This is a genomic window from Synechococcus sp. MU1625 (assembly GCF_020514205.1).
Lineage (GTDB): Bacteria > Cyanobacteriota > Cyanobacteriia > PCC-6307 > Cyanobiaceae > Parasynechococcus.
Genome location: NZ_VTLA01000001.1, coordinates 757,545 through 782,617, shown reverse-complemented (window position 1 = coordinate 782,617; position 25,073 = coordinate 757,545). Strand labels below are relative to the sequence as shown.

29 protein-coding genes and 2 tRNA genes are annotated in these 25,073 nt (G+C 60.6%); 17 read left to right on the top strand and 14 right to left on the bottom strand.

Translation table 11 applies throughout. From position 1 onward, the window contains the following. Nucleotides 1-115 precede the first annotated feature (115 nt). Nucleotides 116-406, bottom strand: a complete 291-nt coding sequence (locus FZX13_RS04600) for a hypothetical protein (RefSeq protein ID WP_226407724.1) — start codon at nucleotides 404-406, stop codon at nucleotides 116-118. A 226-nt stretch (nucleotides 407-632) separates the two neighbouring features. Between FZX13_RS04600 and FZX13_RS04595 the strand changes: the two genes are divergently transcribed. Beyond that, nucleotides 633-1,079 (top strand): hypothetical protein, encoded by a 447-nt coding sequence (locus FZX13_RS04595; protein ID WP_226407722.1) that lies wholly within the window; start codon nucleotides 633-635, stop codon nucleotides 1,077-1,079. 150 nt (nucleotides 1,080-1,229) lie between these two features. On the opposite strand, the gene FZX13_RS04590 is transcribed toward FZX13_RS04595, so the two are convergent. From FZX13_RS04590 to FZX13_RS04570, 5 genes are all read right to left on the bottom strand, one after another. After that, nucleotides 1,230-1,559 carry a hypothetical protein gene (locus FZX13_RS04590; protein ID WP_226407720.1) on the bottom strand — a complete coding sequence of 110 codons (330 nt, stop codon included), beginning with the start codon at nucleotides 1,557-1,559 and terminating at the stop codon, nucleotides 1,230-1,232. Between the two features lie 455 nt (nucleotides 1,560-2,014). Beyond that, nucleotides 2,015-2,088, bottom strand: a tRNA-Pro gene (locus FZX13_RS04585). Between the two features lie 13 nt (nucleotides 2,089-2,101). Further along, entirely contained in the window at nucleotides 2,102-3,268 is a 1,167-nt protein-coding gene (locus tag FZX13_RS04580) for an NAD(P)-binding protein (RefSeq protein WP_226407709.1), read from the bottom strand. Nucleotides 3,269-3,277: 9 nt separating this feature from the next. Continuing rightward, nucleotides 3,278-3,451 (bottom strand): hypothetical protein, encoded by a 174-nt coding sequence (locus FZX13_RS04575; protein WP_226407707.1) that lies wholly within the window; start codon nucleotides 3,449-3,451, stop codon nucleotides 3,278-3,280. Between the two features lie 13 nt (nucleotides 3,452-3,464). After that, nucleotides 3,465-3,536 (bottom strand) — tRNA-Lys (locus FZX13_RS04570). An 86-nt stretch (nucleotides 3,537-3,622) separates the two neighbouring features. Between FZX13_RS04570 and FZX13_RS04565 the strand changes: the two genes are divergently transcribed. From FZX13_RS04565 to FZX13_RS04535, 7 genes are all read left to right on the top strand, one after another. Further along, on the top strand, nucleotides 3,623-4,129 hold the full coding sequence (locus tag FZX13_RS04565; protein ID WP_370630775.1) for a gamma carbonic anhydrase family protein: 507 nt from the start codon (nucleotides 3,623-3,625) through the stop codon (nucleotides 4,127-4,129). A 193-nt stretch (nucleotides 4,130-4,322) separates the two neighbouring features. Then, the gene (locus tag FZX13_RS04560) at nucleotides 4,323-4,445 is read left to right on the top strand and encodes a photosystem II protein Y (RefSeq protein WP_025362202.1); all 123 of its coding nucleotides are present in this window, start codon (nucleotides 4,323-4,325) and stop codon (nucleotides 4,443-4,445) included. Between the two features lie 49 nt (nucleotides 4,446-4,494). Next, the gene (gene trmFO, locus FZX13_RS04555) at nucleotides 4,495-5,865 is read left to right on the top strand and encodes an FADH(2)-oxidizing methylenetetrahydrofolate--tRNA-(uracil(54)-C(5))-methyltransferase TrmFO (protein WP_226407703.1); all 1,371 of its coding nucleotides are present in this window, start codon (nucleotides 4,495-4,497) and stop codon (nucleotides 5,863-5,865) included. Then, complete coding sequence (locus FZX13_RS04550; RefSeq protein ID WP_226407701.1) at nucleotides 5,862-6,827, top strand: cation transporter; 966 nt, start codon at nucleotides 5,862-5,864, stop codon at nucleotides 6,825-6,827. Before trmFO ends, FZX13_RS04550 begins: the two co-directional genes overlap by 4 nt. A gap of 23 nt (nucleotides 6,828-6,850) precedes the next feature. After that, nucleotides 6,851-8,407 carry a carotenoid isomerase gene (gene crtH / locus FZX13_RS04545; protein WP_226407699.1) on the top strand — a complete coding sequence of 519 codons (1,557 nt, stop codon included), beginning with the start codon at nucleotides 6,851-6,853 and terminating at the stop codon, nucleotides 8,405-8,407. 35 nt (nucleotides 8,408-8,442) lie between these two features. After that, nucleotides 8,443-8,727: a hypothetical protein gene (locus tag FZX13_RS04540; protein ID WP_226407697.1), complete on the top strand. Its 285-nt coding sequence runs from the start codon at nucleotides 8,443-8,445 to the stop codon at nucleotides 8,725-8,727. Then, complete coding sequence (locus FZX13_RS04535) at nucleotides 8,724-9,278, top strand: hypothetical protein (protein ID WP_226407695.1); 555 nt, start codon at nucleotides 8,724-8,726, stop codon at nucleotides 9,276-9,278. Before FZX13_RS04540 ends, FZX13_RS04535 begins: the two co-directional genes overlap by 4 nt. Nucleotides 9,279-9,472: 194 nt before the next feature. On the opposite strand, the gene FZX13_RS04530 is transcribed toward FZX13_RS04535, so the two are convergent. Next, nucleotides 9,473-9,859 carry a hypothetical protein gene (locus tag FZX13_RS04530; RefSeq protein WP_226407693.1) on the bottom strand — a complete coding sequence of 129 codons (387 nt, stop codon included), beginning with the start codon at nucleotides 9,857-9,859 and terminating at the stop codon, nucleotides 9,473-9,475. 215 nt (nucleotides 9,860-10,074) lie between these two features. Between FZX13_RS04530 and FZX13_RS04525 the strand changes: the two genes are divergently transcribed. Next, nucleotides 10,075-10,254 carry a hypothetical protein gene (locus FZX13_RS04525; protein WP_226407691.1) on the top strand — a complete coding sequence of 60 codons (180 nt, stop codon included), beginning with the start codon at nucleotides 10,075-10,077 and terminating at the stop codon, nucleotides 10,252-10,254. Between the two features lie 2 nt (nucleotides 10,255-10,256). On the opposite strand, the gene FZX13_RS04520 is transcribed toward FZX13_RS04525, so the two are convergent. Both FZX13_RS04520 and FZX13_RS04515 read right to left on the bottom strand, forming a co-directional pair. Next, nucleotides 10,257-10,394, bottom strand: a complete 138-nt coding sequence (locus FZX13_RS04520; protein ID WP_170952217.1) for a hypothetical protein — start codon at nucleotides 10,392-10,394, stop codon at nucleotides 10,257-10,259. A gap of 598 nt (nucleotides 10,395-10,992) precedes the next feature. Continuing rightward, on the bottom strand, nucleotides 10,993-11,760 hold the full coding sequence (locus tag FZX13_RS04515) for a response regulator transcription factor (RefSeq protein ID WP_115093037.1): 768 nt from the start codon (nucleotides 11,758-11,760) through the stop codon (nucleotides 10,993-10,995). 74 nt (nucleotides 11,761-11,834) lie between these two features. Here FZX13_RS04515 and FZX13_RS04510 point away from each other — a divergent pair, with 74 nt between their 5' ends. Next, nucleotides 11,835-12,107 (top strand): DUF6761 family protein, encoded by a 273-nt coding sequence (locus FZX13_RS04510; RefSeq protein WP_115025131.1) that lies wholly within the window; start codon nucleotides 11,835-11,837, stop codon nucleotides 12,105-12,107. A 1-nt stretch (nucleotide 12,108) separates the two neighbouring features. Here the strand turns inward: FZX13_RS04510 and grxD are convergent, their stop codons facing one another. The 4 genes from grxD to FZX13_RS04490 are packed head-to-tail and all read right to left on the bottom strand — an operon-like array spanning nucleotide 12,109 to nucleotide 14,007. After that, nucleotides 12,109-12,432, bottom strand: coding sequence for a Grx4 family monothiol glutaredoxin (grxD, locus tag FZX13_RS04505; RefSeq protein ID WP_115093059.1), 324 nt, complete (start codon nucleotides 12,430-12,432; stop codon nucleotides 12,109-12,111). Nucleotides 12,433-12,452: 20 nt separating this feature from the next. Then, nucleotides 12,453-12,701 (bottom strand): BolA family protein, encoded by a 249-nt coding sequence (locus tag FZX13_RS04500; protein WP_115025129.1) that lies wholly within the window; start codon nucleotides 12,699-12,701, stop codon nucleotides 12,453-12,455. A 48-nt stretch (nucleotides 12,702-12,749) separates the two neighbouring features. Then, nucleotides 12,750-13,277 (bottom strand): hypothetical protein, encoded by a 528-nt coding sequence (locus FZX13_RS04495; protein ID WP_115025128.1) that lies wholly within the window; start codon nucleotides 13,275-13,277, stop codon nucleotides 12,750-12,752. Nucleotides 13,278-13,305: 28 nt separating this feature from the next. Next, the gene (locus FZX13_RS04490; protein WP_226407689.1) at nucleotides 13,306-14,007 is read right to left on the bottom strand and encodes a lysophospholipid acyltransferase family protein; all 702 of its coding nucleotides are present in this window, start codon (nucleotides 14,005-14,007) and stop codon (nucleotides 13,306-13,308) included. 80 nt (nucleotides 14,008-14,087) lie between these two features. On the opposite strand from FZX13_RS04490, the gene FZX13_RS04485 reads away from it, so the two are divergent. The 5 genes from FZX13_RS04485 to FZX13_RS04465 all read left to right on the top strand — a co-directional run bounded on the left by FZX13_RS04485 (nucleotide 14,088) and on the right by FZX13_RS04465 (nucleotide 19,470). Continuing rightward, on the top strand, nucleotides 14,088-14,837 hold the full coding sequence (locus FZX13_RS04485; protein WP_226407687.1) for a pyridoxine 5'-phosphate synthase: 750 nt from the start codon (nucleotides 14,088-14,090) through the stop codon (nucleotides 14,835-14,837). Next, nucleotides 14,834-15,154 carry an MgPME-cyclase complex family protein gene (locus FZX13_RS04480; protein WP_226407685.1) on the top strand — a complete coding sequence of 107 codons (321 nt, stop codon included), beginning with the start codon at nucleotides 14,834-14,836 and terminating at the stop codon, nucleotides 15,152-15,154. The genes FZX13_RS04485 and FZX13_RS04480 overlap by 4 nt, the downstream gene beginning before the upstream one ends. Then, nucleotides 15,154-15,489 (top strand): hypothetical protein, encoded by a 336-nt coding sequence (locus FZX13_RS04475; RefSeq protein WP_226407674.1) that lies wholly within the window; start codon nucleotides 15,154-15,156, stop codon nucleotides 15,487-15,489. The genes FZX13_RS04480 and FZX13_RS04475 overlap by 1 nt, the downstream gene beginning before the upstream one ends. A gap of 67 nt (nucleotides 15,490-15,556) precedes the next feature. After that, complete coding sequence (locus tag FZX13_RS04470) at nucleotides 15,557-16,237, top strand: metallophosphoesterase (protein WP_226407672.1); 681 nt, start codon at nucleotides 15,557-15,559, stop codon at nucleotides 16,235-16,237. Continuing rightward, nucleotides 16,231-19,470, top strand: coding sequence for an exodeoxyribonuclease V subunit gamma (locus tag FZX13_RS04465; RefSeq protein ID WP_226407670.1), 3,240 nt, complete (start codon nucleotides 16,231-16,233; stop codon nucleotides 19,468-19,470). The genes FZX13_RS04470 and FZX13_RS04465 overlap by 7 nt, the downstream gene beginning before the upstream one ends. On the opposite strand, the gene FZX13_RS04460 is transcribed toward FZX13_RS04465, so the two are convergent. Then, the gene (locus tag FZX13_RS04460) at nucleotides 19,467-19,637 is read right to left on the bottom strand and encodes a hypothetical protein (protein ID WP_226407668.1); all 171 of its coding nucleotides are present in this window, start codon (nucleotides 19,635-19,637) and stop codon (nucleotides 19,467-19,469) included. The genes FZX13_RS04465 and FZX13_RS04460 overlap by 4 nt on opposite strands. A 245-nt stretch (nucleotides 19,638-19,882) precedes the next feature. Here FZX13_RS04460 and FZX13_RS04455 point away from each other — a divergent pair, with 245 nt between their 5' ends. Both FZX13_RS04455 and FZX13_RS04450 read left to right on the top strand, forming a co-directional pair. Continuing rightward, the gene (locus FZX13_RS04455) at nucleotides 19,883-23,491 is read left to right on the top strand and encodes a UvrD-helicase domain-containing protein (RefSeq protein WP_226407666.1); all 3,609 of its coding nucleotides are present in this window, start codon (nucleotides 19,883-19,885) and stop codon (nucleotides 23,489-23,491) included. After that, the gene (locus tag FZX13_RS04450; protein ID WP_226407664.1) at nucleotides 23,488-25,068 is read left to right on the top strand and encodes an AAA family ATPase; all 1,581 of its coding nucleotides are present in this window, start codon (nucleotides 23,488-23,490) and stop codon (nucleotides 25,066-25,068) included. Before FZX13_RS04455 ends, FZX13_RS04450 begins: the two co-directional genes overlap by 4 nt. The last annotated feature ends 5 nt before the right edge of the window (nucleotides 25,069-25,073 follow it).

Below are 25,073 nucleotides of genomic sequence, written 5' to 3'. Positions count from 1 at the left end.
GATCAAGGTCGTTCAACCGCTTTCATCGTTATTTGGCTCGGCAGAAACGTCGTGGACTGCGCTCCGTCCTGCCGCAGTTCCAGATGGATTTCGAGTACTACGGATCGCCCATCGATCACAGCCGCGACATGCTCAACAGGCTGAAAGGGCGTGAAGTGGAGATTGAGCTTCTGGACGCTGAGTCCTGACTGACTAACCAGCCTGAGGTGCCCAGCCCATCTCCTTCTGCCAGGTCGGTGCCCAATGCTTGCATCGCTTCTTCAGGTGCTTCCGCTGTTGCAGGTGCTTTGGCATGGGCTCGCACCCCACCAGGCAGCCAACGCTTGAAGAGGTCAGAAGTCTTGGCTCGTAGTGCTGCCACGAGTTCCCCCAGCAGGAACAGGGCAATGCGGGTGTCGCGGGTCATGGTTGAGACGTGACTGCCCTGAGAGTTCTCCGCTCCAGACTCCGGATATGCCGAACAAGGACCGCAGCTTTCACGAAGCGCCAAAGAAGCCGGGCGTTGAAGGCTGGTCTCGGTAAAGTAGCTATCTGGGTAAATGATCGTTATGAATAAGAGGGAGTACACCGGCAAGCAAGAACCATGGTGAGAAAGATTTCGCATTAACTGGTGTGGATGGTCTCCGGTCCTCATGAGCAGTTGCACACCTCACAAACCCGCCAACCTCTACGAAGCACGGATTGATGCGGAAGTAGCCTCAAAAAACTGGATCAATGACGAGGGTGTAGTCAAGATTTATGTGGACCAGACTTTTAGCAATAAAGTCCTTTTTGAGGAGGAAGCAGAAAGGCTCAATCAGGAATGTTTGCAGACGCCTCGAATGCAACTCAAATCCTCAAAAGCAGCATGCACCAAGCCAGCCGATTACAATTCAGATTCCTGTTTCTGCGACAGCACTGACATCAAGCTGGTCAACAACAATGGACGCACATTCCTGATTAAACCCAAACAAGCATGCGCCTGGGCGCAGGATGAGAAATTGTTCATCTGCCAACAAGTGGCCTTTACAGCCGATTACGCCACACGCGATCAGTGGAGTGAAGCGAAGAGAAACTCTCAAGCCTTCCGTTCAAAGTGACCTTCAGCTAAGAGCACCATCAAGAAGACAGCAATGCGGGTGTCTTGAGGCATCGAACAGATGTGACTGCCTTGAGAGTTCCCTGCTATCACTTACCCGGAATCTCGTCAATACATCTTTGAAAGCCAGAAGCGTTGTCAGGGGAGGTCGTCACCAAGAAGTATGTCTCCACTGTTTCTTATGCATGAAGCAGAAAGAACCTGTAATTAGCTTGGCTACCTTAAAAGCATCTTCTGCGTCATACCCAAATCCAGCGGTGAATAACCCGGTTTTACAGTTCACTGAAAGTGCAGTAGGTATATCCAATCTGTTTTTATCTTTGGCTTGATTTTTAGTCGTAATCGCAAGAGCAAATAAAGCATTGTCCTGCGCTGATCTAGCGTAACTCACTGACATCAGGTAAGGCTTGTTAAATGCAAAATTGCCAAACTCGATGTTTGGCTCCACAGCACCTTTTGCAAGCGCAGGGTGCAAGGTCATAAGCAGTGCAATGAATAGTCTTTTCATTGTTTGAGTTGTTTCCGATGTTGAGCAGTTGACCTTGGCCTTTTCAGATGGAGTCCGGGGCGCTCAGCTTGATCTTCGAGACCGTCTTCGACTTAGTAGCTAGTAGCGCTAGGGGTGCTTCAACCTTGTCAGTATTGCTTTCAGGCAGACAGTGGTTCCTCATGTAGCAACGTCTGCCCCACCCTGAGGGGTGTTTGGGCTGAATTTCGGGCTTCGCATCCCCCATCTGGGTAGGCGGCTCAATTCATCAGCGGTCAACCACCTTCACCCCAAGGCAATAAACCACCCTCTTCTTCTCCTCTGTTCACATCAATGGATGTGGTCCTGCCCTCTCACCACACCGTGACCCAACACGTCTGCGCAAGCAACAAAAAACCGCCCCTTGCGGAGCGGTGGAGATGTCAGCTGGGGACTGACTTTGATGGGCATCGGGGAGACAGGATTCGAACCTGCGGCATCTTGCTCCCAAAGCAAGCGCGCTACCAAACTGCGCCACTCCCCGGCGCCTTAAGAGGTTAGCGGTCAGCGTGCAGTTGTTCAGCGAGGTCGACACCGCTGCGAATCGCTCCTTCCGCTGTTCCAAAGCCAGGGCCCTCGATCCAATCCCCGCAAAATCCCACTCTGCTTTTGGGGCACCACTGAAGCTCTGGGTCAAGAGGGTGGTCGAGGGGGCGTGATGCTCCCCAGCGCATCACGCCGAGGGGTTTTGCCTCGTTCCCCGCGGCTGACAGAACCGATGAAGACTTGAGCAGTTCGGGCAACAGGTTTACAAGACGATGTTGCTCTTGCGCGAGCAGGCGAGCCTGGCTTTGGGGCGTGATCGCTTCTCCCGAATCCAAACCATGCACCACCAGCCCCCAGCGTCCATCGCTTTGAGGCTGAAAAACGAGCCTTTCCACCTGCCAGCGCGCCTTGGCAGCTTCGTTCAACCAGATTTGAGCAGGGATGACGTCACCCTTGAGGTCGGGCACACCGATGTCCACCATTAAGTTCCAGCGCACCTCGGCGCGCATGCGTTGGAGCTGACTCAGAACGGCATCGAGGTCGACGTCCACGCCCTTTGCAACGGCTGATCTCAAGGGGACGTCGTCCCACGCCAGCATCTTCAGGGAGCGGGGATGGGCCAGCAGGGTTCCACTAAGCACCAGTTTCTGGGCCTTAAGGCTCCAGCTCCGATCTTCGTTTTCGAGAATCCAATGATCGCTGCGTCGTTCCAGCCAGCGCACGCGGGTTTCGAAATGACGGCTCACTTGCGCTGAGCCAACACCATTAAGCAGCTCTTCGCAGATGCGGGCCATGCAGGGAACGCCATGCCACCACCCGCCCTCCGGGCAGGCCTCAGGGCTTGTGGCGGCAGACAAGGCTGCGTCTGCGTCCAGCGAAAGCACAGGACGCTTGTTGCGCTCCAGGACTCCTGCCGACTGCAACGGTGACAACAGTTCCTTCATCCCAAGGGATGGAGGGTTTTTGAGAGCAAAACCAGGGGCTCCATGGTCGAGCAACCAGCCGCTTTGGTCTCTCCTGCGACGGCTGGCAGCCCTGCCCCCCGGCCCCCGGCCGGCTTCAATCAGCGCAATGTTCAGATTGGATTGCAACTGGTGGAATCGACCGATCAGGCTGCATCCGGACAGCCCAGCTCCGACGACGGCGAGATCAACCTCAGCCACGTTCGCTGCAGCCACCGCTCTTGATCACATCCAATAACGTTCTGCAGCGACCCTGGAAAACAGTCCGCCCAGCAGAGCCAGAAGAATCGTGACGCCAAAGAACGCGAAATACGCCATCTGAACCGCAGGCCTGATCAAGGATTCACGGCTTTCTAACAGCCGCCGCAGTGATGGCCAGCCTGAGTCACGAGACGACATCAAAGCGTTGATATGGGTCGCCTGAGATTCGAACTCAGGACCAGCCGGTTAAAAGCCGGATGCTCTACCGCTGAGCTAGCGACCCGTGCCCGCTTGGGCATGCCGTTTTTGGCACCAGCTGAGGTTATCACTCAGGTCGCCGGAGAGACTGGTGGCTGCCGAACCATGGTCATGACTGGATCGAAGCCGTGGCCCGATCCTCAGATCGACGCTGATGCTTGGGTCGCCGATTCCGCCGTCGTCATTGGCAATGTCCGGATGGCAGAGGGCAGCAGCCTCTGGCCTACGGCAGTGGCTCGCGGTGATTTGGAACAGATCAGCATCGGAGCGGGGAGCAATGTTCAGGATGGCGCCGTGCTCCATGGCGATCCGGGGCAGCCGGTACGTATCGGTATCAACGTCACCATTGGTCACCGGGCCGTGATCCATGGCGCCACCCTGGAGGATGGGTGCCTGGTGGGGATTGGGGCCATCGTTCTGAATGGCGTCACCGTTGGTGCAGGTGCTCTGGTCGCCGCCGGATCAGTCGTCACCAGGGATGTGCCCCCTGGGACTCTGGTGATGGGCGCCCCGGCCGTCGTGAAGCGGGATCTTCCTCCGGAAGCGCTCGAAGAGCAGCGCCGCCATGCCCAGCGCTATGCGCGACTGGCGGTATCCCACGCTCAAATCACTCCTTGAACTCAACCCCTTGATTGCTGCGAATTTGATCAGCTTTCAAGGAAGGTCGTGGGATCCACGTAGAAGTCCGTAAGATCGGCGACACTGATTTCCGTTTTCAAGAATGGTCCGAGTTGCCATCGGTCTGGTCCTCATCCTGGTGATCGTCGGTTACTCGGCCTTCAGCGTGATCACCACGGGCCAAGTACTGGGTATTGATGCCCGTCTGTTCCTTGTGGTCGCTCCGATCCTCGCCGCTGTCAGCTGGGCTGCCTTCAACATCGGCCGTGCTGCGGTGGGTCAGTTGCAGCTGATGCTCAAGCGCAGCCGCGCTTGATTCACAGGCGAGCAAGCTTCGTAGGCTGAAGGCTGCTTGATGCAGCTGGTTGTCTCAATCTCCCCATGTCACTGTGCTCGGTGCCGGTCTTGCCGGTACCGAAGCGGCTTGGCAGATCGCCCGTGCTGGGGTTGCAGTCACCCTGGTGGAGATGCGTCCGATTCGACGATCTCCCGCCCACCACAGCAGCGACTTCGCTGAGTTGGTCTGCAGCAACAGTTTCGGCGCCCTGAGCAGCGACCGTGCAGCGGGTTTGCTGCAGGAGGAGCTGCGTCGGCTGGGATCCCTCGTGATCGGCACGGCCGACACCCACGCTGTCCCGGCGGGTGGGGCGTTGGCCGTCGATCGCGGTCGCTACAGCGCTGCGCTGACTGAAATTCTGGATCAACACCCTCTGGTCACGATTGAACGCCGCGAGCAGCACACCCTGCCGCCGGCTGATGCGATCACGGTGCTGGCGACGGGGCCGCTAACCAGTGAACCCCTCGCGGAGGATCTGCGCTGTTTCACCGGCCGAGCTGATTGCCACTTCTTTGATGCGGCGAGTCCAATCGTCCATGGCGACAGCATTGATCTGTCGGTGGCTTTTCGCGCCAGCCGCTACGACAAGGGTGATGCGGACTACATCAACTGCCCCATGGACAAGGAGCAATACCTGGCCTTCCGCCAGGCCTTGCTCGACGCCGAACAGGCCGAACTCAAGGACTTTGATCAGAACGACGCCACCTTCTTTGAGGGCTGTTTGCCGATTGAGGAGCTGGCCTGTCGGGGTGAAGACACCATGCGCTATGGCCCGTTGAAGCCGATCGGGCTCTGGGACCCTCGTTGGGGTGATGTGAATGATCGCGACGTGCGCCGGGCCAAGCGCGCCTACGCCGTGGTTCAGCTGCGGCAGGAAGACAAGGATGGTCGTCTGTGGAATCTGGTGGGCTTCCAGACGAATCTCAAATGGGGAGAGCAGAAGCGTGTTCTTCAGATGATTCCTGGGTTGGGCCAGGCGGAATTCGTGCGGTTCGGTGTGATGCACCGCAACACCTTTCTTGAATCGCCGCAGCTGCTGCAGCCCACGCTGCAATTCCGCCAGCGTCCCACCCTCTTGGCTGCTGGTCAGATCACGGGCACCGAGGGCTATGCCGCCGCCGTTGCCGGTGGCTGGTTGGCCGGCACCAATGCGGCTCGCTTGGCCCGGGGGCTTGAGCCCATTGATCTGCCGTCGACCTGCATGAGTGGAGCCCTCACCCATTTCGTTAGCGAGGCGCCCACCGCGAAATTTCAGCCGATGCCCCCCAATTTCGGGCTTCTGCCGGATCTACCAGAGCGAATCCGCGACAAGCGAGCCCGCTATGGCGCCTACCGCGATCGCGCTCTGCATGACCTGGAGCCGGTGCAGGCCCTTCAACCCGAGACTCTGACGGTATGAACACCCCTGCTGAGGCTCGCCGGATCGAACAGCGCTCTCTGCGCTTTGGGGTCGGAGCCAATGCAGTGATGGCACTCGCCGGGTTTTCCGCCCATGTGCTGACCGGTTCTTCGGCCCTGCTGTTGGACGGTCTCTATTCCGGTGTGCTGGTGGGTTCATCGTTGATTGCCAGCCGCATCAGCATGAATGTTGTGCGTCCCCCGGATCGAGCCTGGCCCTATGGCTATGAGGGGCAGGAGGCCCTGTATGTGTTGTTCCGCTCCCTGGTGCTGCTGGGGGTGATCGGCTTTGGCGTCGGCAGCGCCTGCTCCACCCTGATCGACTGGTGGCGGGGCTCCAGCATTGCTCCTCTGCATCTGGAACCGGTAGGGCTTTACACCGTTCTGATGACAGCGCTGTGCGGGCTTTTGGCCTGGCGGCATCGGCGGGATTGGCGCCGCACCGGGGGGGTGTCCCTACTGCTGTTGACGGAGGCCCGTAATGCTCGGATTGATGCGGTGATCACCCTGGCCACAGGCCTGGCCCTGCTGGCCTCTCCGTTGTTGCTGGCAACGCCGCTTTCCGCTCTGGCGCCGATTACCGATGCACTGCTGGTGCTTGCGGTCAGCCTGGCCTTGTTGCGCGAACCCTTGGCGGCGCTGCGTGATGCCATGGCCCAGGCCGCCGGCTGCGCCGCCGACCCGGATGTGTTGCAGCGCACGCGGATTGTGTTGATGCAGGAACTGGTGGGGCTTCAGTTGCAAATGATGGACTTCACCGTCCAGCAGCTGGGCCGTACAGCCTTTGTCGTGGTCTACATCAATCCTCTGCAGCCCCAGGAAAGTTGGGTGATTGATGGGCTGCGCCATCACATTGATGCCCGTTGCAGTGCCGAACTCGGGCGTCCTGTGCGGTCTGAAGTGATCCTCACGGTGATGCCGCCGATTCATCGTCCGGATCCAAGGCCGCAGACGGCCCCTTAGCGTCACTTCAAAGAAGCGATGCCATGAGCGAGAAGCAGCAGTGGGATGCCGTTGTGATCGGTTCCGGCATCGGTGGCTTGGTCACCGCCAGTCAGTTGGCGGCGAAAGGAGCCAAGACTCTTGTCTTGGAGAGGTATCTGATCCCCGGAGGCAGTGGGGGAGCCTTCAAACGTGAGGGCTACACCTTTGACGTTGGGGCCTCGATGATTTTCGGCTTCGGGACGAAGGGATACACCAACCTGCTCACTCGGGCCTTGGCGGACGTGGGCGAGCACTGCGACACCATTCCCGACTCCGCCCAGCTGGAGTACCACATGCCCGGTGGCCTGCGCATCGCGGTGGATCGCGACTACGAGCAGTTCATCGCTGACCTCACGGCACGGTTTCCCCACGAGGCCGAGGGAATCCGCCGCTTTTACGACACCTGTTGGCAGGTGTTCAACTGCTTGGACGCCATGCCGCTGCTGTCCCTGGAGGATCCGGCCTATCTGACCAAGGTGTTCTTTAAAGCGCCACTGGCCTGCTTAGGCCTAGCTCGCTGGCTGCCGTTCAATGTCGGAGCGGTGGCTCGACAGCACATCAAGGACGAGCAGCTGTTGAAGTTCATCGATATCGAGTGCTTCTGCTGGTCGGTGATGCCGGCGGATCGCACGCCGATGATCAACGCAGGCATGGTGTTTTCCGATCGCCATGCAGGGGGGATCAACTACCCCAAGGGAGGGGTTGGCGTGATTGCCGAAAAGCTAGTGCAGGGATTGGAACGCCACGGTGGCGCCATTCGCTACAAGGCTCGGGTCACCGAGGTATTGATCGAGAACGATCAGGCGGTGGGCGTGAAACTGGCCGATGGCGAGATCATCCATGCCAAGCGGGTGATCTCCAATGCCACCCGATGGGACACCTTCTCGGGTGATGGTGATGAAAAGCGCCGCTCTGGCCAGGCCCTTGTGGATGCGGCCCACACGCCTGACAAGGAGCAGTTCTGGCGCAAGCGCTATGTGCCTTCGCCGTCCTTCCTCTCGCTGCATCTGGGCGTTCGGGCCGATCTGATTCCGGCCGGCACTCACTGCCACCACCTGCTTCTCGAAGAATGGAGCCGGATGGAAGACGAGCAGGGGGTCATCTTCGTGTCGATGCCTTCGCTTTTGGATCCGGATCTGGCCCCGGCGGGCCATCACATCGTCCACACCTTCACGCCGTCATCGATGCAGGCCTGGCAAGGGCTATCGCCCAGTCAGTACCGGGAGAAAAAGGAAGCCGATGCCGCGCGATTGATCCAGCGACTCGAGGCGGTCCTGCCCGGCCTTGCGGAGGCCATCACCCACAAGGAGATCGGCACGCCCCGCAGCCACCGGCGTTTTCTTGGCCGCTTTCAGGGCAGCTACGGCCCGATCCCGGCGATGCAGCTCCCGGGTCTTCTACCGATGCCGTTCAACCGCACCGGACTGAAGAACCTCTATTGCGTGGGTGATTCCTGTTTCCCCGGCCAGGGTCTGAATGCTGTGGCCTTCAGTGGGTTTGCCTGTGCTCATCGGGTTGGGGCCGATCTGGGCCTGAACCCCTGGGCGCTGCCGGCCTGATCTTTTTCTTAGCGTGATTTCATCTAGGAGTTGGGATGCCGCCTGAGTTTCAGCCGTCGTCGGAAGATCTGGCCCGCTACCTCGAGCAGAGGGGTGAGCTCAGCAAGCCCTGGAATCTGCAGATGCTGCGGCTCAAAAAGCTCAAGGAAGCCAAAGACTCGATGGATCCTCAGCTATATCTCGAGAAGGTGCAGGAGGCCCACGCCGATCTAATGCGTTTGGGCCAGTTCTGGAAAGGCCGTGAACAGGAGGTGTTTGGTGGCACCTACCAACCCTCCGAACTGATCGAACCGCTGCCGGGGTCCCCGGACGACCGATGACCGGAATCGAACGGTTCGGCCTATCACCCCTGATCCGCTTCACCCTGCTCAGCCTCTATGGGGCCTTGGTGTTGCCCTTGCCGTTGCTCGCTCCTGCTGAGCTTCGATGGCTGATGGTGGCAGGGCTGCTGCTGGGCCTGGTGTTGGTGATCGGTTTGTTGAGTGAACGGGTGGAGACCGATGCCGAGGGAATTCAGGTGCGTTACCCCGCCTGGATCCGCTGGTTGCTGCGCCGCGGCTGGACCATGCGTTGGCAGGACATCCGTGGCTTGGTTCCCGTCGGTACCAGTCAGGGCGGAACGGTGTACTACGTGAAGGCAGCCGATCTTCGTCACCAGCTGTTGCCGCAACGCATCGATCGCTTTGATCGATTCCTGGCTCTGCTGGCGGCCAACACCAATGTGTCGACCAAGGGCATCGGGCGTTTGACACCACCCTGGACCTATCAGCTCTTGGCCGGCCTAGCCGTGATGATGATTGCCGGCGAACTGCTTGCTTCCCTGGCCCTGGCTCAAGGCTGGATCGGCTTGCCTGCAGGTTATCCAGGCTGACGAAAGAAAGCCCCGGATCGTGCTTCTCGGTGGCTTTGTGATTGATACAGGCTTCAACACCGAGGAACCCAAGGACTATTCCTACCCACCCTCCGGTGCAGAAATCCGGCGAAGACGTCTGGTTCGTTAACGCCGAACCGCAACTGAACCGCAACTGGTCTGTCAGCTCAAGCAGATGCAGCAGCAGTTGATTCTCAGAGAGTGCCTTGCTGCAGGGGGCCAGCACATTTTTTCCAGCCCATCGACTTGAGCGTGTTCCATTTCTCCAAAGCCTCTTGGCGCGTCATCAGCTGACTGCCCTGGGGGATTGGGTCATCAGGTGGTCGCCAATGAAAATTGCGCAGGCAAATTAATTCATTTCGAGAGCCATCCCGATGGCTTGTGAACTGGCAGAACATCTGCTGTGGCTCATTGCTTAGCCAAGCGCCTTCAGTTTTGTAGGAAAGATCTTCAGTAATGGTTTCGCTCCATATGAGCTTGCCTTGATTCGGAAACCAGCTGCTGCTTTTGGTATTGGAGCTGGCGGAGTTTCTCAATGTGCTGCGCGTGCTCTCCGCTGCTCCAGTGTTGAGGGAATGCAACTCGGGCCTGAAGCTCTGAAATTTCGTTATTGAGTGTTCGCGCTGGGTCCTCGGACCGAAGTACCCCTTCACTGTGAACCATCACAGCCATCTATGCCGCAGAACCGCTTGGGGATACCCAGGCACAAGACCGTCCATCGAGGATGTGGAGCCAATGCTGAATCCAGCCAGGCCAACCCAATGAGCAAAGTCAAAGGCCTCATCAATGCTCACCTTTGTCCTGTACTGATCAGCTTTGTGGTGATCGATGCAGCCATCCAGATCGCACCGATCGGTGGCACTTCAACCAGTGCGTTGAAACCATTGAGAAAGTGACCGGGAAGCCTCTGAACGGCATTGGTGCTGTAGCCGTCTGTAACGGTCGCCCCGCGGCTGACGTGGTGATCGTCGACTGATTTCAGACAGGTATTTCTGCTTCGATCTCCCAGCCTTCATTGGCAAGCTCTTCCGACGTCTTGGGGGCGTCTTCAGAAACGACATCGATGAGGAGAAACTTCTCTCCTTGGTTGCAATAAATCCTGGTTAATCCGATCACGGCGGGGGCTCCCGGGTGTCGACCCCGCCATGGTTACCCGTGTGAACGGATAAATCAACTGCGCCTGGGCTGGAAACAACTCTTGATTTCGTTCAGATGTTTGCGGTTGCCAAGTCGCTTCAAGACGCTCAAATCGACCCAGTTGGTCTTACGGGATGACAACCGAGCTAACAAACCTCCCCTGTGGAACGGTTCAGGTCAAAGTCTGTTTGAACCACGTCTGTGAATTGGGTTGGGTGACCTCACACCATTTGGTCCCGCCTAAAGAGGCTCAACTGAAGAAATCAATCCGCCTCCACTCGGAAGGCATTAGCGAATCTCTCTGAATGCTGCCCTGGCGGTGATTCGTGATGGAGCGGTGGGATTTTGTCGTCTCCTCATGGCTGCTTGTAAGCGATCCCTTGCGGTGACTTTTGGCGTCTGGAACCCAGAGCGAACCAAGAAAGCTGCATGAACATTGGAGCCGTACATCAACACCAGAGGCCTTAGACGGTCTCCAAGGGGTGTGAGCAAATATCCCAGGGTTGTGAGGACGTCGATTTCAACTCATCCAACGACGGTAAGAATCCAGTTTCTGACTGGAATGACGACACCTGATCTAGCTCGCCGGCAGGTTGTCCAGGCTGAAGCGATAGCCCCGCTGACGCACGGTGGTGATTCCACCGCCCTCGCCCAGACCAGCCTGTTCCAACTTGCGGCGCAGGGTCAGCACCTGGGTGTCCACGGAGCGGGGGCCACCACTGAAGGGTGGCCAGGCCATCCGCAGCAGTTCCTGTCGGCTACGCACCAGCCCAGGGGGCATCAAAAGGGCACAAAGCAGGGCGAATTCTCGAGGGCTGAGCTCCACCGGCTGCTCCCTCAGCGTCACTTGGCGCAGCAGCAGATGCACTTCGAGCGGTCCGACGGTGACCCGTTCCTGCAGACCGCTGTGCCCCCGCTTGAGCAGGGTGCGGCAACGGGCGGCCAATTCCTCAAGACCGAAAGGCTTGCGCAACACATCATCGGCGCCGTCATCCAGCAAGCCCACCACTGGTTCTGCACCGGTACGTGCCGTCAGCACAATCACAGGGCAACGCAGCTGTTCGGCCAGACGGAGTGCAGAGCTGCGCTCCAGCAGTTCCGCGCTGATCAACAGATCGGGAGACTGTTCCTGACAGACCTCCAAAGCTTCAACGGCATTGGCAACAGCTGCCGTGAGATGTCCGTCATGACGGAGCCGCTGGACCAGCACCGTGCGCAGGGTTGGATGCGGCTCGACCACCAAGACCCGAGAAGGCTCCTGACCGGTGTTTGAGGTTGGCATCACAACCGAATCGGAGCTGGCTGCAGACGTTTCAGCCGAAAGGTTGTGGGGAGTGGAGGTCACTGGATCGGCTCAGGCGCGCCTACGCTAAGCCGAATTTCCTGGCAGGCTGGTAACAGGGGCTGCTGTTGCATCTGATGACATCACTCGACGACCCTGAAGCTATCCGTCATTTCCAGTCGCTGTGCGATGCCTGCCAGGAGCTGACCACGCGCTATCACACCCCTTCGGAGCTGCGGCTGTACTCCGACGGCTATCTGCATGCCTTGAGAAAATCAGGTTCTCTTGACCCTCGTTCTCAGCATCGCCTTGAGCAATTAATCGATCGCTGGATCATGGATCCCTCCAGCTTTATTGGCCCTGACGGGGATGTCAGCACTTTGTATATGCAGCATCCCCGGGGCTATTGAGTTAGCTCGCCAGAGCAATTTCCAATTTTTCCCTGAGTTCGCCGGAGTTGTACATCTCGATCAGGATGTCAGAGCCGCCCATGAATTCCCCTTTGACGTAAACCTGGGGAATGGTGGGCCAGCTGGAAAAGTCCTTGATTCCCTGGCGAATTTCCATATCGGAAAGAACATCGAATGTCTCGAATGCCACACCGAGCGAGTGCAAAATTTGGACCACGTTGTTTGAAAAACCGCACTGGGGCATCAACTTGGAGCCCTTCATGAACACGAAGATCGGGCTGGAGGCGACCAGAGTTTCGATTCGAGCTTTGGTGGAAGGGTCCATCGTTGATCGTGGGTTGAGCGTTAAGCGGACGCAGCGTCCGAAGGAGTTGAGGTGTTGAGCGCGAGGGCATGAATCGCCTCGCTGGCTAATTCTTGCTGCAGAGCGCCGTAAACCATCTGATGCTGACGGATGCGTGAGAGGCCCGCAAAAGCGGACGACACAACCGTCACTTGGAGGTGGTCACCGCCGCCGGTCAGATCCTCAACGGTGACCTTGGCGTCTGGAATGACCTGTTGGATCGCGGCTTCAACGGCATCCGGCTGCACCATGGCGGTGGTTGCGCAAGTGGGAACTGGCTCAGATGCTGACAGACCGGCTCATTGGCCGGCTGCAGATGCACCTCGGAATTCCGTTTCGACAAAGCCCAGTTCCAGAAGGCTTTGGTAGGCCTGCTGACCCTGGGGCTTGGCGGGTGTCATCAGCTTGACCACCTCGACCAGCACTGGAACAGCCACTTCCGGCTGGTTTTGGCGACGGAACAAGGCTGCAAGTCTCAGGTTGGTTTCGGCCAGCAGCTCGAGGGCTTCACGGCCCTTGTTGTCCATCTCACGGGGAATGCGCGCGTCCAGCCCGCGGAAGGCACCACTGAGATCGCGGTAGAAGGCCAGCAGTTGCTTGGACGCTTGACGGGCCTTGTCGTAATCAGCCCGTGCCGCTGCAAGGTCTCCCCGGCTGGCGGCAGCATCGCCGCTGGCGAGCATGGATCGAACAGCCGCAGGGTTGAATCCACCCTGGGTTTGAGCAAGTACGCGGTTTCCTGCTGACGTTTGTGCGATGCCAGGAGCCGCAGTGACACCCAGGGTCGCCACCAGTGCAGCAGCTGTCAGCAATGCGCGACAACCCATGAGAACAGCAAGAAAAGTTTGGCGGACTTTAGAAGCCTTTTAGTGGTCGGCCAACGGCAGTACGGGCCGCTTGTTCAGCCGTATGCATCGCATCCGCCAATTGGATGTTGAACTGGCGTGTTGCCTCACGTTCGCCTTTTGGTGGCACCGTCAGGGCGGAACCGAAACAAATGGCAGCCCGGCTGAAGGGCCTTGGTGGGGCCTGGCTGTACCCGAGCCCGACGGGAACGACAGGAACGGAAACGCCTTGGCTCTGGGCGAGCTGAGCCAGACGCACCAGACCCGGCCACAGCTGAATGGCCTGGTCGATTCGATGGATCCTTCCTTCGGGGAACATCACCAGCTGCTGTCCGGCGGCCAAAAGATCGATGGCGAGGCGCAAGGTGGTCATCGAGGGTCGTCCCTGGTCCACCGGAAAGCAGCCCAGCCGTTGGAGAAACCATCCCTGCAGCCCACGCATTTCTGTGGTTGTCACCATGAATCGACAGTCGCGGCCACTGACCCGTCGGCCTGCGGCCATCGGCAGCATGAGGGCATCCCAGCGGGCGCGGTGCGTTGGCGCCAAAATCACCGGTCCTTGATGGGGCAGATGCTCCGGATGCAGCACCAGCCGCTCACGAAACTGAAGACGCAGCGCGAGGTCCTGGGTGGTGAACATCGCCAGGGGCGCCCAGAAACGGTCGATTCCGACACTTAGGGCGCTTTCTCGGTTCGCCAGGGCCGCTTGCAACGGGCTCTACAAATTCGACGTTTGAGAACTTAAGGCCCCCAGGCAAAGCTGCATAGGATCCGGCCAACGACTGCCTCGTCATGGCCAGCCTCGGCGTCAATATCGACCACATCGCCAACATTCGAGAAGCGAGACGAACCGTGGAGCCAGACCCAGTGTCGATGGCTCTTTTCGCCGAACTCGGCGGTGCTGATGGGATCACCGTGCACCTGAGGGAAGATCGCCGCCATATCCAGGATCGGGATGTGGAGTTGCTCAGGCAAACCTTGCGCTCCAGGCTCAACCTGGAAATGGCAGCCACCGAAGAGATGGTGGCCATTGCGCTGAGGATTAAGCCCGACATGGTCACGCTGGTGCCGGAACGGCGTGAGGAGGTCACGACCGAGGGAGGCCTGGATGTGGCAGGACAAAAAGACTCCCTGCGTGGTTTTGTGCAAACCCTTCAGGCCGCCAACATTCCGGTCAGCCTGTTTGTGGATCCGGAGTCCAATCAGCTTGATGCCTGCAGAAGCACGGGTGCCTGCTGGGTGGAATTGCATACGGGACGGTATGCCGATGCCAACTGGACCACCCAGCCGCAGGAGTTGGCGCGGTTGCACGAAGGCACAGCCATCGCTCGGCAGCTGGGTTTAAGGGTCAACGCCGGCCATGGCCTGACATATCAGAACGTTGAGCCAATTGCAGCCATTCCCGGCATGGAGGAACTCAACATTGGCCACACGATCGTGGCGCGTTCCGTGGCCGTCGGACTGCAACAGGCGGTGCGGGATATGAAGGTCTTGGTTCAGAATCCCCGCCTGGATCCCCTTTTTGGACAAGCGCCCGGATGACGACGTATCACTTCATTGCCGCCAGCGAGCGCTTCCTCACGGTTGAGGAGCCGCTGGAAGAGGTGCTGCGGGAGCGTCAGCGCAACTACGCCGAGACGGGCAAGGAGATCGATTTCTGGTTGGTGAAGCAACCGGTGTTTCTTGAGGCCGCTGAGATGGCTGACGTCAAGGCGAAGGTCCCTCAACCAGCTGCTGCAGTGGTGTCCACCGACCCCACCTTCATCACCTTCCTCAAACTGCGTCTCGAATACGTCGTGGTGGGCTCCTTCGAGGCACCGTCCGAGGTGATTCCCGATGCTCTTGCCAATGCCGTCTGATGAATCCCAGTTCCCTTCCTGTTCAGCAGCGCATCGCACTTCTGGTTAAAGCCCTCGATGGTGCTGAGAAAACCAATAAGGCGTTGGCAACCTGTGCCGATGGCGACGCGATGGTGGACATCCTTCTGGGTGCTTCGACCAAGCTGGGGTTAAGGCTGACCCGTCGCGATCTCACCGAGACGCCCCCGATTCGTGACTGGATTTGGTTCAAAAACAATGACCCTCTGGTCACCGTCGGTGATACCAAGCCCCGTTATCGACGAGCAACCCCAGAACAATCCAAGCCAGACTCTGCAGAACAGCCGGAACGCAAGCGTTTTCTCGGATTGTTCTGATCTGCTTTTTGGTTGATTGCTGGGGTCCGTGGGGTAGACAGAATTGGGAGATCTCCATGGCCTTGTCTTGAACCAGAGCAGACGCAAGCACTGGGTGATTGGAGATGTGCACGGCTGCTACCAGCCTTTGCTCAATTTGCTTGCGATTCTGCCGCCGAACGACCATCTGGTGTTCTGCGGGGATGTGATCAACCGTGGTGAGGCCATCCCCGCAACGATGGATCTGGTCTGGGATCTGATCCAGACGGGCCGTGCGACGTGGTTGCGCGGTAACCACGAGCAAGATCTCATCCATGCTTTGGAGAACCACGTTGTTGCTTCATCGCAGGATGGCTTGAGCCAACACGCCACCGTTGGCCAGTTGGGCGAGAGCAGCGCGAGACAGTGGCTCCCGCGACTGCAACAGCTCCCCCTCGTGTATCGCGGTGAAGGCTGGTGCGCCACCCACGCCGGATTCAATGCTGATGGCCTGCCAGATCTCTCCATTCGCGACCCGTTCTGGGAGACCTATGACGGTCGTTTTGGCCTCGTTGTTGTGGGCCACACGCCCCGTCCCCAGGTGGAGCGCCTGGAGCGCATCGTGTTGATCGATACAGGTGCGGTCTACGGCGGTTGTCTATCGGCGTTCTGCCCTGAAACGGATGCTGTTGTGCAGGTTCAGGGGGTTGCAGCGGACACATCCTTTCCCAGGCCTTCGGATCTCCAGCAAAGACCGTCTGTGCTGTCTGCAGATACAGGCTCTTGCTGACGGTTTACCGAAGCAACAGGGCTGAATTTTTGGCTCGCTTGCTGTCTCGGCAGTTGATTGAGCAGCAGCTGGGGCCTTTGGAGACGGTTGAGGTGATGGTGAACACCTGGCCCACCAGCCGATGGCTGGGGGAGCAGCTGGCCATGGCCAATGGCATCAGTTCTCTGGTGCGTTTCCCGTTTCCGGGCAGTCGCTTGCGGCAGCTGGTGCGCCAGGTGCTCCATCTCCCTGCGCAGGAAGATGATCCCTGGCGGGCGGGCCAGCTGGTCTGGGCTGTGCTCGAGCTGCTTCCCGAACTGTTGGACCAACCGGTCGCCCAGCCTCTTCAGGTGTGGTTAGCCCAGCGAGAGGGAACCGCCTCGGGGTTGACGCGGGATCGCTGGCAGCTCGCACGGTCAATCGCCGATGCCATGGACGATTACGCCCTCTACCGCCCCGATCAACTGGAGCAGTGGAAACGGCCGCGGCCCGATGACGACTGGCAGCCCGTGCTCTGGCGACTGCTGGCCCAACGGCTGCCCCGCGCCCCCTTTGGCCTGCAGGTGCGTGAGGCTGTTGATCGTCTCCGGCGAGGAGACATTGATCCATCCCTGCTGCCGGAGCGGCTGCGGCTGTTTGGCATCAGTGCTCTGGCGCCAGTGCAGGTGGATCTGATTCAGGCCTTGTCTGGGCTGCTGGAGGTGGAGATCTACCTGCTGACGCCTTGCCCGGACCTCTGGCAGCGTTGCGGCAGTCGGCGGGCCTCACTTGGGGAGGACTGGCTTTCCCCTCCCGATGGTGGCTGGTTGGCTGAAGCGCCTCGTTTGGAGGCTGTTCTCGGGCGGATGGGTGCTGAATTTCAGCAGTTACTGGAAGGCTCCGGTGAAGCGCAGCTGGGGGAGCGACGCGAGGGTGACCTGTTTGCGGGTTCTCTGCAGATCGCCGCTGCTGAACAGCGTCAGCCCACTCTGCTCGATCAGCTTCAGCAGCAGCTTGTGGATGCCGAAAGCATCTCCGCGTTAACCCGTTCCACCGACGACCAGTCGCTGTTGTTTCAGGCAGCGCCGGGGCCTTGGCGGGAGGTGCAATTGGTGCGTGATCGCATTCTTCAGTGGTTGGCGGCCGATCCCGATCTTGCGCCGCGGGACGTGCTGGTAATGACGCCGCAGATTGAGCGCTATGCACCGCTGCTTAGCTCTGTGTTTAACGACACGGCTGCCATCGGTATCGATTTGCCCTGGCGCCTCACCGACCGCAGTCAGCAGAGCAGTCCTGGGTTGTCGATGGCGATGTTCACGTTGTTGGAGCTGGCGGCCACGCGCCTCACCGCTACGGGTCTGGAACGTCTTCTGGCCAACCCGGCTATTCAGGGCCAGCAGGGACTCACGGCGGAGGACGCGGTGTTGATGACCCAAACGCTTCAACGCAGCGGTTTTCGCTGGGGTCTGGATTCCCGGGAGCGCGGGAGTGATGAGGTGCACAGCCTGCGCTGGTGTCTGGACCGCTGGCTGCTCGGGCTGGTGCTGCCGGTCGAGCCGGGCCTGGCGCCAGCGGGGGCGGCACCGTTTCAGCAGGGGCTCGACCCCGACCACCTGGTGCGTTGGTGGAGTCTTCTGGATCGTCTGGCGCGCATGCTGGATCGCTTGCGCCAGCCCCGGCCATGCCATGGCTGGGTGCAGCTGCTGCAGTCCCTGCTGGAGGAGCTGTTCGCTGATGGTGGAGCCTGGGCCGACGAGTTGCAGAGCTGGGCTGCGGCGCTGGAGGAGTGGCGGCTGCGGGCGGAAGACTGCCCCTTGGACCTCGACGCTGCCGTGGCGCTGGAGGTGCTGCAGGAGGCGTTGTCGGTGGACAGCGGCCGCTTCGGTCACCGCAGTGGTGCTCTCACCATCAGCGCCCTGGAGCCGATGCGAGCGATTCCCCACAAGGTGATTGTGTTGATGGGGCTCGACAGCGCTGAATTCCCTCGCCCGAGCCGGCGTCCTGGCTTCCATCTGCTGGAGCAGCAACGGAGTCTGGGGGACCCCCGTAGCAGCGACCAAGACCGCTACGTGTTGCTGGAGGCTTTGATGTCCGCTCGGCGTCATCTGCTGATCAGCTGGTGCGGTCGGCTGGAGCGCACGGGTGAACCCCAGCCGCCAGCGGCGCCCGTGGAACAGTGGCTTGCCGTCCTGCAGGAGCAGTTGCATCGGGCCAGCGCTTCTACAGAGGGGTTGGTGATCACTCCGGCGGCCCACCCCCTGTCCCCTGAAAACTTCAGCCCCGAGGCGCCGCTGAGTTGTGATCGACGCCAGCTGGAGGCCAGGCGTTGTCTCGATCGCGCCCCAGCATCGGCCCAGGACTCCCTGGGGCTGGCCTGGTCATCGCTTTGGCGGGAACCGCTGGCTAGGGACGGTGACGTTCCGACCTCAGTCTCGGCGTTGGACCCTGAAGCGTTACTGACCTGGATGCAGCAGCCCCAGAAGGCCTGGTTGCAGGCGCGGGGGTTGCGTCCAGGTGAAGGCATTGAGGCTGTGGAAGACCTTGAAGCCCTCGAGCTGGACGGTTTGCAGCGCTATCTGCTGCTCAATCACGAGCTTGAGGAGCAATTCATTCTTGGATCGGCTCCGGATTGGACGGAGTTGCTGGCGGGCCAGGGCGTGCTTCCTGCGGGTGCTGGCGCTGCTCTGGAGCAGGAGGATCTGCAGCAGCGTTGGCAGGCCCTGCAGCGTCAGCTGGCATCGCTCGGCCCCTGCCGGCGGGAGGTACCTGTCCTCGCGGGCTTGCCAAGGCCCCTGCTTTTTGCCGGGGACACCCAGGTGGTGGTGCAGCCCGGCATGCTTACGGCCGCGGCCGTGATGCGCGGTTGGTTGCAGCATCTGCTGCTTTGTGCTGAGGGTCTGGCGCCTGCTGGTGGTTCAGCGGTGGTGGCCCGCAGCACACGGGTTGCCGGAGCTGAGGTGCATCTGCGTTGGGCTGCGTTGCCGGAGGCTGAAGCCATGGATCGGCTGCACCAGCTTCAGGATTTGGCGCAACAGTGCCTGGTGCGGTGCTGGCCGGTTCCCCCGAAGAGCGGCTGGCAGATGGTGGCCAAAGAGCAGCGCAAGCCAGGTTCGGGGGAACTGGGATTTCGAGCCACCTGGCAGGAGGAAGGAACCACCCCTGTGATGCAGCTCTGCTTTGGTACGGAGATCTCCGCGGAGCAGCTGATGGAGCAGGACGGATTCCAAGAGGCTTGTCAGCTGCTCTATGGCCCCCTCCTGGCGCAACTTCGCTAAGCGAAAAGCTCGTCCAACATCTCGCCCATGCGTTCATTCGATATCACCACGGGATCTCCTGCCTGACGTCGAAAGAAGTAAGCCCGATGTTCCTGGCCGATGCTTTCGACAGCGGCGGCCTTGCTCACGAGCAGCTGAGCCAATTTCTGACGACGTTCAGGAGACACAACAACGCAGGTGCTTTTCACCAACCTGTTCGCTGCTGGCACCGCATCGATACAAGCCCCTGTTCTCTCAAGGGTTGATTCGTATCGCTTCATAAGCCCACAAAAAAGCGAGGGTTCTTCAGGCCCTCGCTCAGGTCGTCTTCTGTTCTGGGATGTGAAAGCACCCAGTCCAGTTCGCAGCTTTCGCCGGCAACTTCATAGAAGTTAACACTGCTCTTGAGGTCTGTGCCGATCAGACTTCATCTATGGCTCAGCGCTTCGATGCCAACTCTTACCCCCTCAGTCCCGGGGTCCGCTTGCTCGAGGCAAGTGCTGGGACAGGCAAAACCTTTGCCCTGGCCCATCTCTGTCTCCGTCTGATTACGGAGGCCGATCACGCTCTCGACAGTCTGTTGGTGGTGACGTTCACCGATGCGGCGGCTGAAGAGCTGCGTTCCCGCATCGGCCAACGCCTGCAGCAGGCGTTGCAGGGTCTGGAGCAACTGGAGCAGGGTCGAGATGCTTCCGCCCCAGATCCTGTTCTTGAGGATTGGCTGGCGGGAACGGACTCAGGGGATGCGCGTCAGCTTTGGATTCGCCGCTTGCTGGTGGCTCTGGAGCAGCTGGACCGGGCTGATATCACCACTATTCATGGCTTTTGCCGACGCAGTCTTCGCCGTTTGGCCCTCAGCAACGGTGCTGCGATGGAGCCCCAGCTCGACCCCGATGCCACCGCGCTTCAGGCCGAAGTGGTGCAGGACCTCTGGCAACAGGAGCTGTTGAGCCTGCCGCCGGACCAGCTCAAGGGTTTACGTCAGCGTGGACTCTCCCCGCAGGCTCTCCGCAGGGGGTTGGCGCAACTCGATGGTGAACAGCAGCCGCGCTTCAGAGCCAGCGAAGCGGCAATCGATGTGGACGGCTCCCTCGCACCGCAGCTGGACCACTGGGTGGCGCAACTCTGGGAGGACTTTCTCCCGCTCTGGCACCGGGACCATGCCGCCCTTGATGCCGGGTTCCGCCAGGCCGCGGAACAATGGAAAGCCCAGGGATGTGGTTCCACCACCCCCTACTCCGCCAAGCCCAAGAGCGATCGCTGTGCGCAGATCAATCAGTGGCTCAGTGTCCAGATGGCTGTTCCCTCGCTGCTGGAGATTGCATCCCATGAGAAGCCACTGAAGGAGTACTTCCACCCCTCCAGTTGGTGCCGTATCGCGCGGAAGTGCGGTGAAACCGACCCCAGCCTTGTGATGCCGGGATTGCAGGCCGCCATCGCAGCGCTCTGGGATGCACCGTTGGAGCGCACCTGGCAGTACTTGCTGGAGCGAGGCTTGCAGGAGCTGGACCGCCGCCGTCGCCGTCGCGGTGTGATCACCTTTGCCGGATTGTTGGCGGCGATGGATCCCGGTGATGGCGACGTCGCTTGGCTTGCGTCGCTGCAACAGCGCTATCGGGCCGTGATGGTGGATGAGTTTCAGGACACCGACCCTGTGCAGTGGCGCCTCTTGCAGCGGGCCTTCGGCGATGGTGAACGCCATCTGCTGCTGATGGTCGGGGATCCCAAGCAAGCGATCTACCGCTTTCGCGGCGGTGATCTAGCGACCTATATGGCGGCCCGGCAGCAGGTGGAGCGGATCGATCACCTGCTCGACAACTTTCGCACGACGGCACCGTTGATGGAGGCGTTGAACCGGTTGATGGCTCCTGGTCTCCCCCGCTCTGGGCTCCCAGTGCCCGCGGTGCAGCCCCGCAGCTCTGCAATGCCACCACAGGACGCCGCGGCGTTGCAACTGCAGTTGATCTCCACCGAGTTGCCATCCACCCGCAGTGCCTTGGAGGAGGAGATGCCCCAGCGCCTCGCTGCAATGGTGCTGGAGCAACTGCAGCAACAGGACAACCTCAACCCCGCTGACCTGTGTGTGTTGGTGAGCCGCCATCAGCAGGCTGAAGCGCTGCGGCGCGCCCTAGGTGCCTGTGGCCTCCCTACGCGGCTGGTGACGCAGGGGGATGTGCTCGAGAGTGAAGCCGCCCTGCTTTTGCAGTGGTTCCTCGATGCGCTGGCAGAACCGGGCGATGACGTTCGCCTGCGCTTGCTGGCCTGCTCGGGATTGATGGGCATACCGCCAAATGGCCTGGACCAGGACCGGTTGGATCAGCTGGCTCTGCAATTGCGTGGACTGGCTGAGTTGATGCCCCGGCTGGGCCTGCTCGGAGCGCTGGCCGACCTGCTGAAGGGGGAACAGTTGGCGGGTTTGTCGGAACGGGGGCGGATGTTGGGGGATCTTCAGCAGGCAGCTCGGCTGGTGCAGGAAGCGATGCACCGCCAGGGACTGGACGTGGCCACTGCTGCGGATTGGTTGCGGCGGGAGCGGTTACACCCCAGTCGGCCCGTGCCGGAAGCGCGCCAGCCCCACAGCGATCAGGCCGACAGCGCCATCGCCGTGGTCACTGTTCACCGCAGCAAGGGTCTCGAATATCCGGTGGTGATTTGCCCGTATCTCTGGGAGTCACCCCCAGCTGTTGCTGGCCCGCTTTGGCGTGATCCGAGTTCTGGTGAGTGCCTGGTTCGGGTGGATGTCCACTGGGGTGAGGGCTGGCAAGCGGCGCAACAGGCGCAGCAGGAGGCCATGGCCGAGGCCGAGCGGCTGGCCTATGTCGCGGTGACCCGAGCCAAATCCCAGCTCATCCTGATCTGGGCTCGAGCCTTTGGTCAGGAGGGCTCGCCCATGCCTGCCTGGCTCTTTGGTGCTGAGGCGGCTGGAGACGCGATCGAAAGCCTGACCGATCAACGGCTGAGTGATGCCCTGGGCGAGCGAGAGGTTTCTGTCCGCATCTCTCCCCTGGCGGAGAGCCTGCCCAGTGGGGCGCGTTGGCGGCCTCCGCTGCGGGAGGAGATGTTGGCCTTGGGTCCGATTCCCAAGCGCATCGATCGGAGTTGGGGACGGGCCAGTTACTCAGCCTGGATTGCCTCATCCGACGAGATTCGGCTCCATGAGCATGGGCGCGATCGTGACCCAGGGGCCGAGGAAGTTGTCTCGGCAGTTGCGGAACCAGAGTGGTCTGAGACAGGGCCTTTGGCGGCCTTCCCCCGTGGAGCCGCGGCGGGGGATTGCCTGCATCGGATTCTCGAACAGTTCCCCTTCACCGCAGCAGAGGCGCCGGAGCCAAGCGAACGACTGGAGCTGATCGCCGCCGAGTTACGGCGGGCTGGCCTCGATCCAGGCTTGCAGAACGATGTGTTGACGGGCTTGGATCAGGTGCTTCAGACGCCCCTGGGCGGACCGTTGGGGTCGTTGTCGCTGGATGAGCTGGGCCCGGACCAGCGCCTGCCCGAACTCAGCTTTGATCTGCCGGTTCAGCACGTGCGTACAGCCGATCTGGTCGCTGCCTTTGCCTTCGATGCCCAAGCCCGTTTTGGTGCGTCCTACAGCCCTTCTTTGGCGTCGTTGTCGATCAACAGTCGTGGCTTTCTCACCGGGTCGATCGATCTGGTGTTCCAGGACCCCCAGCACAAGCGCTGGTGGGTCCTCGACTGGAAGAGCAACTGGATCGGTGAGCGGCGCACCGGTGTTGAACCCGGGCTGTGCGGTCCGCATCACTACTCCCAGGACGCGATGGAGGATCAGATGCTTCATCACCACTACCCCCTTCAGGCGCACCTCTACCTGGTGGCCCTGCATCGACATCTGCGTTGGCGGCTGCCGGATTACGCCCCCGAGCGGCATCTGGGGGGGTATGTCTACTGCTTCTTGCGGGGGATGCCCGGATCGATGAGTGCCTCTCCAGAGGGTCCTGTCGGCCCTGGCCGCATCGTCGAATCCGTGCCGCTTGATCGCATCGCAGCTCTTGATCGTGCCCTGTCTGAGGTGACGTCGTGACGGAGCTCCTGCCCCTGGGAAACAGTGGTTGGCCTTCCGGCTTTACGGCCGGTCTGCATGCCGCTTTGCGGCGTCGGATTCCGCCGCAAGTCGATGGTCCGGAGTTGGAGGAGCTCAGTCGCGACCTTGTCTTGGCGTTGGAGCAGGGGGAGTTGACGGTGGCTCTCACACCGGAACGTTTGGTCGTTGCTGAAGCCAGTGGATGGCTGCAGGGGGAGACCTCCCCCCTGCTTCGTCAGGGCGACCGGCTGGGCTGGCGTCGCTGGTTGCAGGCCATGGAGCAGGTGGTGGACGAGCTGGTGGAGCGGGCCCATGCTTCCTTCCCGGAGCCCTTCAACGATGCCGACCCAGGGCTGTCGGCTCGTCTCAATCCTGAACAGTGCGCCGCCGTGCGCGCCCTGGATCTGGCCTCTGTCGTGCTGCTCAGCGGTGGCCCCGGCACGGGCAAAACCAGCACTGTGGTTGAGATCCTGGCCCGGGCGGAAGCACGCGATCCCGGCTTACGCATCGGATTGGCGGCACCCACCGGTAAGGCAGCCCGGCGCCTGGGGGATGCGGTGCTGTCCGAGCGGGCTCCGTTGCCCTGCAGCACCCTCCACCGCTGGCTCGAGGCTGGCAGCCGTGGATTCGGCAGACACCGTCATCGCCCTTTGGAGTTGGACCTCCTGGTGATCGATGAAATGTCGATGTTGGATCTGGCCCTGACCCAGGCCTTGCTGGAGGCGTTGCCCAGCGCTTGTCGGCTGCTGTTGGTGGGGGATCCAGCCCAGCTGCCTCCGGTGGGAAGTGGAGCGGTCTGGCATCGGCTTCAGCAGCCCGAGGTGCGCGACCGTTTCGGCGCCGGTGCGGTGCATTTGGAGCGCACCTATCGCAACCGAGGTGCCCTGGCCGAGATGGCGCAGCAGCTGCGCCAAGGGGATCTGACGGCATTCGCAGCGGATCTGCCTGCTTTGCCCGAACAGGCCAATCTTCAGGTGCATCCCAGCCCCCTGCGTCGTTTTCCGGCGTTAGTGCGTGAGCGCTGGATGCAGCGCCTCAAACAATTGGAGGTGCTGGCGCGTGACCTTGACCGCTGTAGCGACCAGGAGCTGATGGCAGCCTCCCGGTCGTTGTTTGAGGCCCTTGAGCAGGACCTGCTGCTGTGTCCACGCCGTCGGGGGCCCTGGAGCCTTGAGGATGTTCACCGCACGCTGCTGGGGGCGAGTGCCCTGCTCAAGGTCGAGCGATGGCCGGTCGGGTTGCCGGTGATCTGCGGCAGCAACCAACCGGAACTCGGTTTAGCCAATGGCGACCTCGGTGTTGCCATCGGGGCCGGTTCCAAACGACGTTTGCTGTTTCAGGTGATGGACCCTGATGGCCAGCTGGAGGTTCGCCGCTTCCATCCAGCCCGTTTGCGCCGCTTGGAGCCTGCTGTCGCCCTCACCATCCATCGGGCCCAGGGCAGTGAGGCGGATCGGGTGATCGTGCTCTGGCCTGATCCCCTGGAGGATGGACCGGCTGCTGATCATCAACGCCGATTGCTGTACACAGCCATTACCCGTGCCCGTGTCAGCCTTGACCTGGTGACAGTGATCTGACTCGG

Bases quoted from the DNA above. Each gene is read 5' to 3' on its own strand.
- FZX13_RS04500 (WP_115025129.1), bottom strand. From the start codon at position 12,701: ATGGTGCAGCCGGATGCCGTTGAAGCCGCGATCCAACAGGTCATTCCA.
- FZX13_RS04535 (WP_226407695.1), top strand. From the start codon at position 8,724: ATGACCGGAATCGAACGGTTCGGCCTATCACCCCTGATCCGCTTCACC.
- FZX13_RS04475 (WP_226407674.1), top strand. From the start codon at position 15,154: ATGAATCCCAGTTCCCTTCCTGTTCAGCAGCGCATCGCACTTCTGGTT.
- FZX13_RS04595 (WP_226407722.1), top strand. From the start codon at position 633: ATGAGCAGTTGCACACCTCACAAACCCGCCAACCTCTACGAAGCACGG.
- grxD (WP_115093059.1), bottom strand. From the start codon at position 12,432: ATGGACCCTTCCACCAAAGCTCGAATCGAAACTCTGGTCGCCTCCAGC.
- FZX13_RS04455 (WP_226407666.1), top strand. From the start codon at position 19,883: ATGGCTCAGCGCTTCGATGCCAACTCTTACCCCCTCAGTCCCGGGGTC.
- FZX13_RS04565 (WP_370630775.1), top strand. From the start codon at position 3,623: ATGACTGGATCGAAGCCGTGGCCCGATCCTCAGATCGACGCTGATGCT.
- FZX13_RS04590 (WP_226407720.1), bottom strand. From the start codon at position 1,559: ATGACCTTGCACCCTGCGCTTGCAAAAGGTGCTGTGGAGCCAAACATC.
- FZX13_RS04485 (WP_226407687.1), top strand. From the start codon at position 14,088: ATGGCCAGCCTCGGCGTCAATATCGACCACATCGCCAACATTCGAGAA.
- FZX13_RS04510 (WP_115025131.1), top strand. From the start codon at position 11,835: ATGACATCACTCGACGACCCTGAAGCTATCCGTCATTTCCAGTCGCTG.
- FZX13_RS04540 (WP_226407697.1), top strand. From the start codon at position 8,443: ATGCCGCCTGAGTTTCAGCCGTCGTCGGAAGATCTGGCCCGCTACCTC.
- crtH (WP_226407699.1), top strand. From the start codon at position 6,851: ATGAGCGAGAAGCAGCAGTGGGATGCCGTTGTGATCGGTTCCGGCATC.
- FZX13_RS04575 (WP_226407707.1), bottom strand. From the start codon at position 3,451: ATGTCGTCTCGTGACTCAGGCTGGCCATCACTGCGGCGGCTGTTAGAA.
- FZX13_RS04600 (WP_226407724.1), bottom strand. From the start codon at position 406: ATGACCCGCGACACCCGCATTGCCCTGTTCCTGCTGGGGGAACTCGTG.
- FZX13_RS04550 (WP_226407701.1), top strand. From the start codon at position 5,862: ATGAACACCCCTGCTGAGGCTCGCCGGATCGAACAGCGCTCTCTGCGC.
- FZX13_RS04495 (WP_115025128.1), bottom strand. From the start codon at position 13,277: ATGGGTTGTCGCGCATTGCTGACAGCTGCTGCACTGGTGGCGACCCTG.
- FZX13_RS04480 (WP_226407685.1), top strand. From the start codon at position 14,834: ATGACGACGTATCACTTCATTGCCGCCAGCGAGCGCTTCCTCACGGTT.